This window comes from Belnapia sp. F-4-1 (assembly GCF_000802185.1).
Taxonomy (GTDB): domain Bacteria; phylum Pseudomonadota; class Alphaproteobacteria; order Acetobacterales; family Acetobacteraceae; genus Belnapia.
On sequence record NZ_KN676113.1, the window covers coordinates 2,904,753 to 2,918,052 of the forward strand.

A 13,300-nucleotide genomic window follows, 5' to 3' on the forward strand; every position below is an offset into this window, starting at 1 on the left:
AGAGTGCAATGAAGAACGATCAGTTTTCCAACGGTTCGGATGATGCGAACCAGGCTGCCCTCGCCCTGCGCCACCTTTCCGTGCAGGATTGGGCGCGCTTCGGCGTGCAGGAGATCGCCTATATCCGCCCAGTGGTGGTGAATGGCGTGCCGGCCATGTCGATTCATGCCGCCGACGGCACCCCGATCGGCGCTGCGCCGACCGCCGAACTCGCCATCGCCGCGATCGAGCAGCACGAACTGGCGGCCGTTCGGGTCCACTAAGCAAGGAAGTCCCGGGCGCTTCGGCCCGGGGCGCTGGGTCCTCACCCCGCCTGGGTGTCGATCCAGCCGACGCAGCCATCCGGCCTGCGGTAGACCACGGCCAGCGCGCCGGAGCCGCTGTTGCGGAACATCAGCACGGGCACCTGGGTGAGGTCGAGGCGCATCACGGCCTCGCTCACCGTCAGACGGGCGATGTCGGTCGGCTGCTCGGCGATGATCGGGCTGTGGTCGCCGGCGGGCTCGGCCGGTTCCTCGGCCTCTTCCGGCTCGGCCTGCAGCACGTACTGCGTCGCCGCTTCCCCCAGCCGGTCCTCGGCGAGGCTGCGGGCATGGTCGTTCACCCGCCGGCGGTAGCGGCGAAGCCGCTTGGCCACATGCTCGGCCGCCACCTCGAAGGCCTTGTGGGCATCGACGCCCTCGCCTTCGCCCCGCATGAAGAGGTTGCGCCCGGCCTTCAGGTTGATGTCGCAAGCGAAGAAGGCCCCCATCCGGCCCTTGGCATCGCGGCGGAAGGTGACGTTCGCCTCCAGCGCATGGTCGAAATACTTGCGGGCGATGACCGCCAGCCCCTCCCGGACATGCGTCTTCAGCGCCTCCCCGGTCTCGACCTGCTTGCCTGCGACGGTGATGTGCATGTGGACAAACCTCCTTCCGTCTGACGGAAGGGCGGCCCGGCCGCAGCGCCGGGGGCGCGGGATGCGCCCCGCGGCAGGATCAGGCCGGGACGGCCTTCTCCCGCTTGCGCTGCACGGATGATGGGATGCGCAGCGCCTCCCGGTATTTGGCCACCGTTCGCCTGGCGATGTCTACGCCTTCCTGCCTAAGCCGTTCGACGATTGCATCATCCGAGAGGACGGCATCCGGGTCCTCCGCCTCGATCATGGCGCGGATGCGGTGCCGCACCGCCTCGGCGCTGTGGCTCTCGCCGCCCATGGTGCCGGCGATGGCGGTGGTGAAGAAGTATTTCAGCTCGAAGGTACCGCGGGGGGTGGCGATGTACTTGTTGGCGGTGACGCGGGAGACGGTGCTCTCATGCATCTGCACTTCCTCCGCCACGTCGCGCAGGATCAGCGGGCGGAGATACTCGACGCCATGGCGGAAGAAGCCGTCCTGCCGACGGACGATCTCGCTGGCGACCTTCAGGATGGTGTTGGCCCGCTGCTCCAGGCTCTTCAACAGCCAGTTGGCGCTCTGCAGCCGCTCGGCGAGAAAGGCCTTCTCTTCCTTGTTCCGTGCACCGACCTGGCAGCGGGCATGGAAGCCGCGATTGACCAGCACCCGCGGCAAGGTTTCCGGGTTCAGTTCCAGCAGCCAGCCGCCATCGGGCGCGCGGCGCATCAGCACATCGGGGACGAGGGCGGGGGCCGGTGCGGCGTCGAAGCTGGCGCCGGGCTTCGGGTCGAGGCGGCGAAGCTCGGCCAGCATCTCCGCCAAGTCCTCGGCATCGACGCCGCAGGTGGCCATCAGGGCCACGCGATCGCGCCGCGCCACCAGGTCAAGATGGTCGAGCAGCGCCTGCATGGCCGGGTCGAGCCGGTTGCGCTCGGCAAGCTGGACGGCGAGGCATTCGGCGAGGTTGCGGCAGAACATGCCGACCGGGTCGAAGCGCTGCATCCGGCCGCGGACGGCGGCGACCTCCGCCTCCTCGCAAGCCAGTACCGCGGCGATCTGCGCATCCTCGACCGCGAGCCGCCCGGCGGGGTCGACGAGCGCCAGGAGCTGGGCCGCGATCAGCCGCTCGCGTGGGGTGTGGAAGGCGATGCGGACCTGCTCGCCGAGATGCTCGCGGAGGCTGCGCGCGCCGGCCGCCAGATCCTCGATGCCGGCGAGGTCCTCGTCGAAATCGGCGCGGCCGCCGCGGCCGTAGGGCGATTCGTAGCCGCCGCCGGCGTCATAGACATTGTCCCATTCGGCATCGAGCGGCCCGGCCGCCTCGCTCGGCAGCGTGTCGGAGACGGCGGCGGCATGGCTGTCCGCGCCCTCGGCGACGACGGGGGAGGTATCGACGCGGTGCCCGGAATCCGGTCCGGGCGGTGCCCGCTCGTCCCGCTCCAGCAGCGGGTTGCGCTCCAGCTCCTCCTCAACGAAGGCGCTGACTTCGAGGTTGGAGGATTGCAGCAGCTTGATGGCCTGCCGCAGCTGCGGCGTCATCACCAGCGATTGCGATTGCCGCAGATCGAGGCGCGGCGCCAGCGACATGGTCAGGCGCTCCGCGGGGCGGGAAGGGGCGAGGCGAAGAGGTGCCGCATGCCCTTACAGACTGAACCTTTCGCCGAGATAGACCCGCCGCACGCCCTCATGCGCGACGATGTCGTGGGGGAGCCCCTCCATCAGCACTTGGCCGTCATGCAGGATGTAGGCGCGGTCGATGATCTCCAGCGTCTCGCGCACATTGTGGTCGGTGATGAGCACGCCGATGCCACGGTTCTTCAGGTGCTTCACCAGGTCGCGGATCTCGCCGACCGCGATCGGATCGATGCCGGCCAGCGGCTCGTCGAGCAGGATATAGGCGGGGTGGGTTGCCAGCGCGCGGGCGATCTCGCAGCGGCGCCGCTCGCCGCCCGACAGGGCAAGGGCCGGCGCGCGGCGAAGATGGGCGATGCCGAACTCGGCCAGCAGCGCATCGAGCATCTGCTCGCGGCGATCGCGCACCGGCTCCACCACCTCGAGCGCGGCGCGGATATTGTCCTCGACCGAGAGGCCGCGGAAGATCGAAGCCTCCTGCGGCAGGTAGCCGAGGCCGAGGCGGGCGCGGCGATACATCGGCAGCATCGTCACGTCATGGCCGTCCATGACGACCTTGCCCTCGTCCGGCTGGACGAGGCCGGTGATCATGTAGAAGGTCGTCGTCTTGCCGGCGCCGTTCGGCCCAAGCAGGCCGACCGCCTCGCCGCGCTTCAGGTTGATCGAGACATTCCGCACCACCGGCCGCTTGCGGTAGCGCTTGCCGAGCCCGGTCGCAACCAGCCCGCCTTCGCCCTCGATGGCGCGGAGCGAACGGGCTTCGGCGGGCAGCGTCGTCTGGTTCATCGGCCGCGGCGCTCCGGCGTTGCGGGTTGGGGCGAGGCGCCTCGGCCGGGCTCCTGGCGGCCGGACCGCTCCTGATCCTGGTTCGGCATGATGAGCCCTTGCACACGGGCGCCCGGCGCGGAAACCAGCCGCGCCACATTGGTGCGGAGGTTCACGATCGCCTCCTGCCCGTTGATCTGGTTGTCGGTGCGGGTGATCCGCACATTGCCGAGCAGCCGGGCCATGCCGGTCTGGGCGCTGTAGACGCCACGGTCGCCGCGCACGACATCGGTCGCTGTGCGGATCTCGACATTGCCGAAGGCCTCGACGCGATCGACCTTGCCCTGGCCCGGCACAGGCCGCTCGCCCGGCTTCGCCGCCACGGGAGGGGGAGCGGGCGCGGCATTGCCCTGGCCGGGTCCGTCCAGCATGTAGGAGACGAGGGTATCGCCGGCGATTCGCCGTCCGCCCTCGGCATTGTCCACCACGACGGCATTGCCGCGGGCGACGGCCATCTTCCGCGCCGACCAGTATTCCAGGCTGTCCCTGGCGGTGATGAGCTGGCTCGGCGTGGTGAGGGAAAGGTCGCCCCGCCCGGTCAGCACCAGAACGGCCTGGTCGATGTCATAGACGGCGCGGTCGCCGCGGGCGGTATCGGTTTCGGTGACGATGCGGACATTCCCCTCCGCCTCGAGCCGCCAGATCTCGTTGGCTCCGCCGCCAAGTGCCTGGTCCGGACTGCCGGCCGCGGCGGCGGGGCGCACCGCGCCCGTCTGGGCCTCTCCGGGCCTCGCCTGCGGCCGGTAGCGGGCCAGCAGCCGGTCGGCGAAGACGGTGACGCTGCCGCGGATGGCGCGGGCATTGCCGCGGGCGATGACCACCTGCTCCGCCTGGCGCCACTCGATGCCGTCCGAGGCGGTGACATCGACCGGCCCGCCCTGGGACAGGTCGATGCCCTGGGCCATGGCGTGCAGGGGCAACGCGAGCAGGGCGGCGAGGAGCCAGCGCCTCATTGCCTGCCGCCTTCCAGCACCGCATGGGCATTGCCGGTGAAGACGACGACCGCGCCACGCTCGAGGATGCGGAAGCCGTTCGAGGTGATGGTGCCGAAGCTGCCCTGAGCGGCCACCGGGGCGTCGCCGCTGGCGGTGCCCGCCTCCGTCTCCACGGCCGCCGTCTCGGTGAGCATCGTCACGCCGCTGTCGTGGTAGATCGTCACGTCGCCCTTGAGGTCGAGATGGTTGGCGGCTCGGTCGAACCGGCCGGCATGGGCCTGCAGGTAGACCCAGGCGCCGTCCGAGAGAAGCATATCGGCCCGTGGCTCCTCGAGGTCGAGTACCCGCTCCGCCCCCGGCTGCTGGCCGGTGCGGGCGGTGACGGTGAAGGGCCGGTTCAGCTCGTCGATGCCCTGGTAGCGCGGGTTGACCACCCGCAGCCCTTCCGCCCGTGGCATCACCATGCGGCGGAAGCTGACGCGCGAGCGGTCCTCATTGCCTTCGATCTCGGGCCAGAACATCACCAGGCCGAGCAGGGCCAGGGCAAGGGCGGGCAATAGCCGCTTGGTCCAGCGGACAAAGAACCGCCGGCGCGCCATCTGCCCTTGGCTGAAGCCGCGGCGCGCGCGGGAAAGCGGCAGCATGGCGCGATCCGCCGGCAGCGAGACGCGCCCCGTCGCCGGCTGGGCCAGGGGCGGCCGGTCCGGAGTCACGGGCCCGCCTGCTGTCCTAGGGGGGCCGGCCAGGGAATGGCTGTTCGCATCTGCACAACCCATCTATGGGCCCGGAGAACGCCCCGGTCAACGGACGGCGGTCGGCCTGGACAAGAATCGTGCCAAAAGGGTCGTCACGCTTGACAACCGCTTCATCATTGCACCGTCAGTGGGCGAAAATATCCGGCTCCGCATAGCCGAGCAGATCGAGCGCGCCGCGCGTCGGCAGGAAGCGGAAGCAGGCTTCCGCCAGATCCAGCCGCGCCTCGCGGCGCAGCAGCCCCTCGAGCTTGGCCCAAAGCGCATGCAGATGCAGCACGTCGGAGGCGGCATAGGCCAGTTGCTCGGCCGACAACTCCGGCGCGCCCCAGTCGGAGCTTTGCTGCTGCTTCGAGATCTCGACCCCCAGCAATTCCTTGCAGAGATCCTTCAGCCCATGCCGGTCGGTGAAGGTGCGGACCAGCTTGGCGGCGACCTTGGTGCAGATGACCGGTGCCACCGTCACCCCGAGATGCTGGTGCAGCGCCGCGCAGTCGAAGCGGGCAAAATGGAACAGTTTGGTGACCGCCGGGTCTTCCAGCAGCCGCTTCAGGTTCGGGCAATCCGCGCCGCGGCCGCCGAGGCTCTCCGGGACGATCTGCACCAACTCCGCATTGCCGTCGCCGGCCGAGAGCTGCACAAGGCAAAGCCGGTCGCGATGCGGGTTGAGCCCCATCGTCTCCGTGTCGATGGCGACCATGCTGCCGAAGTCGAGCCCGTCGGGCAGGTCATGGCGATGCAGGCGGATCACGGCGGGGCTCCTTGCGGCAGCGTTGCCGCGGCCGGCCGGCTGGGGAGAGAAGAGGGTTGTGCCCAATGCGCGGTCCCCGAAGCGGGGAATGGTGCCCAGGAAAGGACTCGAACCTTCACGACCTTGCGGTCACTGGCACCTGAAGCCAGCGCGTCTACCAATTCCACCACCTGGGCACAGGCTGCGGAGCCGGCGGTGGATCGCCGCCGGGAGCGCGCAAATAGAAGGCCCAGCGTCCGGCGTCAAGCGGCTTTGCGGCCCCGCTTGGCGTTGCATCGCCGCGGCCATATGGTCCGCCCGCCGTCAGCCTGGAGATGCCCCGCATGCGTCAGCCCACCATTCGTCAGGTCGCCACCGTTTTCGGCGGGGCCGGATTCATCGGCCGCTACGTGGTGCAGCGGCTGGCGGCGCGCGGCTGGGTGGTGCGCATCGCCGGGCGAGACCCGGCCCGGGCGCGCTTCCTGCAAACCCAGGGAATGGTGGGGCAGATCGTGCCCCTCGCCGCCGATCTCGGCGATGAAGGCCAGCTGGCCCGGGCCATCGCCGGGGCGGACCTGGTCGTCAACCTGGTCGGCATCCTGGCCGAGCGGGCCTCCGGCGACTTCCAGCGCGTGCAGGCCGAGGGCGCCGGGCGGGTAGCCCGCTTGGCGGCGGCGGGCGGGGTGGAACGGCTGGTCCATGTCTCGGCGATCGGCGCCGATGCGCAGAGCCCAAGCCGCTACGGCCGCAGCAAGGCCGAGGGCGAGACGGCCGTCCGCGCCGCCTTCCCGCGGGCGACGATCCTCCGCCCCTCCATCGTCTTCGGGCCGGAGGACCAGTTCTTCAACCGCTTCGCCGGCCTCGCCCGGATGCTGCCGGTGATGCCGGTGGTCGCCGGCAAGACCCGCTTCCAGCCGGTCTATGTCGGCGACGTGGCCGATGCAGTGATCGCCGCCGCCAGCCGGGAGGATGCGGTCGGCAAGACCTATGAGCTGGCCGGGCCGCGGGTCCTCAGCTTCCGCGAGCTGCTGCGTTTCATCCTCGACACCACCGGCCATCGCCGGCCGCTGGTCGATCTGCCGGAGGGGCTGGTGAAGCTTCAGGTGGCGCTCGGGCGTTACCTGCCGAACCCGCCGCTGACCGAGGATCAGCTGCTGATGCTGCGGCGGGACAACGTCGCCGCTCCCGATGCGCCTGGCCTTGCCGATCTCGGGATCCAGGCGAAATCGGTGGAGGCGGTGGTGCCGGGCTACCTCAGCCGCTTCCGGCCCGGCGGCGGACGCCGACCGGTTACGGCCGCGTAAATGGTCCGAAACGGACCTTGTTGTCTGGAGAGGCTTGCGCGAAACTTTCCGCCGGACAGCTTGTCGGCATTATTAGGTCAGTATAGCTGACCTTTCGGTCAAAAAAGACTCGCGTCACACCTCGCAGCGCCTTAAAGCTGCGCCTGTCATCAGCCGAGGCGGCTGCGGCGCCGCGTGCCCGCATCGCCCTTGATCCAGAAAGCGGGGACGCCGCCATGGCCGAACGGATGCTGCAATTCGTGCGCCTCTCCCAGGCTCAGCCCGAGAAGCGCGACATCGCCGCCCGCCGTTCCGACTTCGGCGAGATCTACCGGGAATTCGCCGCCGAGGCCGCCTCGGCCCAGGCCAGCCGGTGCAGCCAGTGCGGCGTGCCCTTCTGCTCCATCCACTGCCCGCTCAACCAGAACATCCCCGACTGGCTGAAGCTGACGGCGGAAGGGCGGCTGGAGGAGGCGCATGAGGTCAACTCGGCGACCAACACCTTCCCCGAGATCTGCGGCCGCATCTGCCCGCAGGATCGCCTCTGCGAAGGCAACTGCGTCATCGAGAAGGGCTTCGAGAGCGTCACCATCGGTGCGGTCGAGAAGTACATCAACGACACCGCATGGGAAAACGGCTGGGTGAAGCCGCCGAGCCCGCGGCAGGAGAAGCCTCACAGCATCGGCATCATCGGCGCCGGGCCCGCCGGACTCGCCACCGCCGAGCGGCTGCGCAGCCGCGGCTGGCAGGTGCATGTCTATGACCGCTACGACCGCGTCGGCGGGCTGATGATCTACGGCATCCCCAACTTCAAGCTGGAGAAGGAGGTGGTGCTGCGGCGCTGGAAGCTGTTCGAGGCGGGCGGAATCCATTTCCACCTGAACGTCGCGGTCGGCACCGACATCACCATCGACGAGCTGCGCGCGAAGCACGACGCCGTCTTCATCGCGACGGGCGTCTACAAGGCGCGCGACATCGAGGTGCCGGGCAGCGACCTCGCGGGCATCGTCCCGGCGCTCGACTACCTGACCGCCTCCAACCGCGACAACCTGGGCGATGACGTGCCCGCCTTCGCCTCCGGCGGCCTGAACGCCCATGGCAAGCGCGTCGTCGTGCTCGGCGGCGGCGATACGGCCATGGATTGCGTCCGCACCGCCATCCGCCAGGGCGCCTCGGCCGTCACCTGCCTGTACCGTCGCGACAAAGCGAACATGCCAGGCTCCATGCGCGAGGTGAAGAATGCCGAGGAGGAGGGCGTGGAGTTCACCTGGCTCGCCGCCCCCGACGCTTTCGTCGGCAACGGCAAGGTCGAGGCGGTGCGCGCGACGCGGATGCATCTCGGCCTGCCGGATGCGACCGGCCGCCAGCAGGTGGCCGCCATCCCGGGGAGCGAGTTCAGCATCCCCTGCGACCTTGCCATCAAGGCGCTCGGCTTCGATGCCGAGGACCTGCCGGCGATGTTCAACGAGCCGGCGCTGGCGGTCACCCGCTGGGGCACGCTGAAGGTCGACCATCGCACGATGATGACCGCGCTGCCCGGCGTCTTCGCCGGCGGCGACATCGTCCGCGGCGCCTCCCTCGTCGTCTGGGCGATCCGCGACGGGCGCGACGCCGCTGACCAGATCGAGGCCTATGTCACGCAGAAGGCGAGCGCGCTCGCCACCGCCGCGGAGTGAGAGCGATGAGCGAGACCGGAACCGAATTCGCCCGCGCCTACGAGGTGAGCGCCGCCCGCCTCCGTGACCTGGCGCATGTCGACACCACCGAGCACGACGCTTGCGGCGTCGGCCTCGTCGCCGCGCTCGACGGCAAGCCTTCGCGCAAGGTCGTCCAGGCCGGCATCGACGCGCTTAAGGCCGTCTGGCACCGCGGCGCCGTCGATGCCGACGGCAAGACCGGCGACGGGGCGGGCATCCATATCGAGATCCCGCAGGACTTCTTCGCCGAGGTCGTGCAGCGCGGCGGCGACCGGCTGCGCCCGGGGCGCATCGGCGTCGGCATGGCCTTCCTGCCGAAGAGCGACCTCGGCGCGCAGGAGCGCTGCCGCCAGATCGTCGAGACGGAGATCCTTTCCGCGGGCTACGCCATCTATTCCTGGCGCCAGGTGCCGATCCACATCGGCTGTATCGGCGAGAAGGCGAACGCCACCCGGCCCGAGATCGAGCAGATCCTGATCTACGACCCGGAGCTGCGGGACGAGGCGGAGTTCGAGCGCGACCTCTACGTCATCCGCCGGCGGATCGAGAAGCAGGCCATCGCGGCGCAGATCGCCGAGCTGTACCTGTGCTCGCTCTCCTGCCGCTCGCTGATCTACAAGGGGATGTTCCTCGCCGAGCACCTGACGGAGTTCTATCCGGACCTGCTCGACGCGCGCTTCGTCTCGCGCTTCGCCATCTATCACCAGCGCTACAGCACCAACACCTTCCCGACCTGGAAGCTGGCCCAGCCCTTCCGCATGCTCGCCCATAACGGCGAGATCAACACGCTGCACGGCAATGCCAACTGGATGAAGAGCCACGAGACGCGGCTCTCCCACCCGTTGCTGGATGCCTATCTCGAGGACGTCAAGCCGGTCGTCCAGGCCGGCGGTTCCGACACGGCGACGCTCGACAACGTCTTCGAGCTGCTGGTGCGCGGCGGCCGCGACGCGCCGATGGCGAAGTCGATGCTGATCCCGGAGAGCATCACCAACAACGCGACGATGCCGCAGGCGCACCGTGAGTTCTTCCTCTACTGCAACGCGGTGATGGAGCCCTGGGATGGCCCCGCCGCCATCGCCGCGACGGATGGCCGCTGGGTCATCGCCGGGCTCGACCGCAACGGGCTCCGCCCGCTGCGCTACACCCAGACATCGGACGGGCTGCTGATCGTCGGCTCCGAGACCGGGATGGTGAAGGTTTCCGAGGATGCCATCGTCGCCAAGGGCCGCGTCGGCCCCGGCCAGTGCATCGGCGTCGACCTCGAGGCCGGCCGCTTCTACCGCGATGCCGAGCTGAAGGACGAACTCTCGGCCCGCCACCCCTTCGGCAAGTGGACCGAGCGCACCACGCGAATCGACGGCATCGTCCGCGCCGGCACCGGCGAGCCCGTCGCCTACCAGGGCGAGGAGCTCCGCCGTCGCCAACTCGCCGTCGGCTACACGCTGGAGGAGCTGGAGACCATCCTCCACCCGATGGTCGAGGACAGCGCCGAGGCCGTCGGCAGCATGGGCGACGACACGCCGGTCGCCGTGCTTTCCGGCCAGTATCGCGGCCTGCACCATTATTTCCGCCAGACCTTCAGCCAGGTCACCAACCCGCCGATCGACAGCCTGCGCGAGACGCGGGTGATGACGCTGAAGACGCGCCTCGGCAATCTCGGGAACATCCTCGACGAGGACCCGACGCAGTGCGACATGCTGATGCTGGACAGCCCCGTGCTGTCCAACGCCGAATTCGCCGCCATGCGCGACTACATGGGCGCCACGGCCTGCGAGGTGGACTGCACCTACGCCGCCGATGAGGGCGCAGCAGGCCTACGCCGCGCGATCGACCGCATCCGGCGCGAGGCGGAGGAGGGTATCCGCTCCGGCTGCGCCCATGTCATCCTGACCGACGAGCGCCAGTCCGCGGCCCGTGCACCGATCCCGATGATCCTCGCCGTCGGCGGCGTCCACACGCATCTGGTGAAGCATTCGCTCCGCACCTTCACCAGCCTCAACGTCCGCAGCTCGGAATGCGTGGACGTCCACTACTTCGCCGTGCTGATCGGCGCCGGCGCGACGACGGTGAACGCCTATCTGGCGCAGGAAAGCATTGCCGACCGCCATCGCCGCGGCCTCTTCGGCAACACCTCGTTCGAGGACTGCGTCGCCCATTACAAGAAGGCGGTGGACAAGGGCCTGCTGAAGATCATGTCCAAGATGGGCATCTCGGTCATCAGCAGCTACCGGGGCGGCATGAATTTCGAGGCGATCGGCCTTTCGCGCGCCTTGGTCGCGGAGTTCTTCCCTGGCGTGCCGAGCCGCATCTCCGGCATCGGCTTCCAGGGCATCGCGCGCCGCGTGCTGGCGCTGCACCGCCGCGCCTGGGATGCGGATGTCATCACTCTGCCGGTCGGCGGCCTCTACAAGCGCCGCCTGCGCGGCGAGAACCATGCCTTCGACGGCGGCCTGATCCACACGCTGCAGGAGGCGGTGGAGACCGACAGCTACACCAAGTTCAAGCGCTACTCGGATGCGGTGCGGCGCCAGGCCCCCGTGGCGCTGCGCGACCTGCTCGACTTCCGCAGCGAGGGCCGCGGCGCCATCGCGCTCGAGGAGGTCGAGAGCATCACCGAAATCCGGAAGCGCCTTGTCGCTCCCGGCATCTCGCTGGGCGCTCTCAGCCCCGAGGCGCACGAGACGCTTTCCATCGCCATGAACCGCATCGGTGCCAAGTCTGACAGCGGCGAGGGGGGCGAGGACCCGGAGCGCGCCCGCCCGCGCGCCAATGGCGACAACGCCAACAGCGCGATCAAGCAGATCGCCTCCGGCCGCTTCGGCGTGACGGCGGAGTACCTCAACAACTGCCGCGAGATCGAGATCAAGGTCGCCCAGGGCGCCAAGCCCGGCGAGGGTGGCCAGCTGCCCGGCTTCAAGGTCAGCGGTATCATCGCCCGGCTGCGCCATGCGACGCCGGGGGTCACGCTGATCTCGCCACCGCCGCATCACGACATCTACTCGATCGAGGATCTGGCGCAGCTCATCTACGACCTGAAGCAGATCAACCCCGAGGCGACGGTCTGCGTGAAGCTGGTCAGCCGCTCCGGCATCGGCACCATCGCGGCGGGCGTGGCCAAGGCGAAGGCGGACGCGATCCTCGTCTCCGGCCATTCCGGCGGCACCGGGGCTTCGCCCGTCTCGTCCATCAAGTATGCCGGCCTGCCCTGGGAGATGGGGCTGTCCGAGACGCACCAGGTGCTGCAGCTCAACCGGCTGCGGCACCGGGTGAAGCTGCGCACCGATGGCGGCATCAAGACCGGGCGCGACGTCGTCATCGCCGCCATGCTCGGCGCCGAGGAGTTCGGCATCGGCACCGCGAGCCTCGTCGCCATGGGCTGCATCATGGTGCGGCAGTGCCACAGCAACACCTGCCCGGTCGGCGTCTGCACCCAGGACGAGACGCTGCGGAAGAAGTTCACCGGCTCGCCGGAGAAGGTCATCAATCTCTTCTCCTTCGTGGCGGAGGAGGTGCGTGAGATCCTCGCCTCGCTCGGCTTCCGCAAGCTGACCGACGTCATCGGCCGGACTGACCTGCTGAAGCAGGTCAGCCGCGGCTCCGAGGATCTCGACGACCTCGACCTGAACCCGCTGCTGGTCCAGGCCGATGCCGGCGGGCTGCCGAGCTACTGCACCCTGGACGGCCGCAACGAGGTGCCGGAGACACTGGATGCGGACATGATCCGCGATGCCGCCTCGCTCTTCGAGCGCGGCGAGAAAATGCAGCTGCAGTACAACATCCGGAACACGCACCGCGCGATCGGTACCAAGATCAGCAGCAAGATCGTGCGGAAGTTCGGCATGACCGGCCTGCAGCCTGGCCACCTGACGGTGCGGCTACGCGGCACCGCCGGCCAGTCGCTCGGCGCCTTCGCCGTGCGCGGGCTGAAGCTGGAAGTCCTGGGCGATGCCAACGACTATGTCGGCAAAGGCCTCTCCGGCGCCGCCATCGTCGTCCGCCCGGCGCCCTCTTCCAGCCTCGTCTGGAACGAGAACACCATTATCGGCAATACCTGCCTCTACGGCGCGACGGCAGGCGAGCTTTTCGCCGCGGGCCAGGCGGGCGAGCGCTTCGCCGTCCGCAACAGCGGGGCGACGACGGTGGTCGAGGGCTGCGGCGCCAATGGCTGCGAGTACATGACCGGCGGCACGGTCGTGATCCTTGGCCCGGTCGGCGATAATTTCGGTGCCGGCTTCACCGGCGGCATGGCCTTCATCTACGATCCGGAGGAGAGCTTCGAGCGGCGGGTGAACCCGGACACGCTGCTCTGGTCTCGCCTCGCTTCCAACCATTGGGAGGCGCATCTCCAGGTGCTCATCGGCCGGCATGTGGCGGAGACGGGCAGCCGCCTCGCCGCCCGGCTGCTGAACGACTGGGAGACGGAGCGTGGCCGCTTCTGGCACGTCGTGCCGAAGGAGTATGCGAAGTACCTGCCCGTGCCGATGCGGGACGAGGCGGCGGTGGCGGCCGAATAGGCCGCCCCGCATCGGGGACGCATCGCCTTGGTGGACTGGCCCTCGCCGTCATGG

The 13,300-nt window shown here is 69.2% G+C and carries 10 protein-coding genes and 1 tRNA gene; 4 read left to right on the forward strand and 7 right to left on the reverse strand.

Annotation, left to right across the window (positions count from 1 at the left end; translation table 11 throughout):
• Positions 1-8: 8 nt before the first annotated feature.
• On the forward strand, positions 9-263 hold the full coding sequence (locus LH62_RS13645) for a DUF1150 family protein (RefSeq protein WP_043362068.1): 255 nt from the start codon (positions 9-11) through the stop codon (positions 261-263).
• 41 nt (positions 264-304) lie between these two features.
• Here the strand turns inward: LH62_RS13645 and hpf are convergent, their stop codons facing one another.
• From hpf to LH62_RS13680, 7 genes are all read right to left on the reverse strand, one after another.
• Entirely contained in the window at positions 305-898 is a 594-nt protein-coding gene (gene hpf, locus LH62_RS13650) for a ribosome hibernation-promoting factor, HPF/YfiA family (protein WP_043362070.1), read from the reverse strand.
• Positions 899-977: 79 nt separating this feature from the next.
• Positions 978-2,462, reverse strand: coding sequence for an RNA polymerase factor sigma-54 (gene rpoN / locus LH62_RS13655; RefSeq protein ID WP_043362072.1), 1,485 nt, complete (start codon positions 2,460-2,462; stop codon positions 978-980).
• A 54-nt stretch (positions 2,463-2,516) separates the two neighbouring features.
• Entirely contained in the window at positions 2,517-3,293 is a 777-nt protein-coding gene (lptB, locus tag LH62_RS13660) for an LPS export ABC transporter ATP-binding protein (RefSeq protein ID WP_043362074.1), read from the reverse strand.
• Complete coding sequence (locus LH62_RS13665; protein ID WP_052214422.1) at positions 3,290-4,285, reverse strand: LptA/OstA family protein; 996 nt, start codon at positions 4,283-4,285, stop codon at positions 3,290-3,292. Before LH62_RS13665 ends, lptB begins: the two co-directional genes overlap by 4 nt.
• The gene (gene lptC, locus LH62_RS13670) at positions 4,282-4,980 is read right to left on the reverse strand and encodes an LPS export ABC transporter periplasmic protein LptC (RefSeq protein WP_236552545.1); all 699 of its coding nucleotides are present in this window, start codon (positions 4,978-4,980) and stop codon (positions 4,282-4,284) included. Before lptC ends, LH62_RS13665 begins: the two co-directional genes overlap by 4 nt.
• A 166-nt stretch (positions 4,981-5,146) precedes the next feature.
• Positions 5,147-5,719 (reverse strand): ribonuclease D, encoded by a 573-nt coding sequence (locus tag LH62_RS13675; protein ID WP_082012849.1) that lies wholly within the window; start codon positions 5,717-5,719, stop codon positions 5,147-5,149.
• Between the two features lie 140 nt (positions 5,720-5,859).
• Positions 5,860-5,946 (reverse strand) — tRNA-Leu (locus LH62_RS13680).
• A gap of 147 nt (positions 5,947-6,093) precedes the next feature.
• On the opposite strand from LH62_RS13680, the gene LH62_RS13685 reads away from it, so the two are divergent.
• From LH62_RS13685 to gltB, 3 genes are all read left to right on the forward strand, one after another.
• The gene (locus LH62_RS13685; protein WP_043362079.1) at positions 6,094-7,053 is read left to right on the forward strand and encodes a complex I NDUFA9 subunit family protein; all 960 of its coding nucleotides are present in this window, start codon (positions 6,094-6,096) and stop codon (positions 7,051-7,053) included.
• A gap of 215 nt (positions 7,054-7,268) precedes the next feature.
• Positions 7,269-8,708: an NAD(P)-dependent oxidoreductase gene (locus LH62_RS13690; protein WP_043362081.1), complete on the forward strand. Its 1,440-nt coding sequence runs from the start codon at positions 7,269-7,271 to the stop codon at positions 8,706-8,708.
• A 5-nt stretch (positions 8,709-8,713) separates the two neighbouring features.
• The gene (gene gltB, locus LH62_RS13695; protein WP_043362083.1) at positions 8,714-13,246 is read left to right on the forward strand and encodes a glutamate synthase large subunit; all 4,533 of its coding nucleotides are present in this window, start codon (positions 8,714-8,716) and stop codon (positions 13,244-13,246) included.
• Positions 13,247-13,300 lie beyond the last annotated feature (54 nt).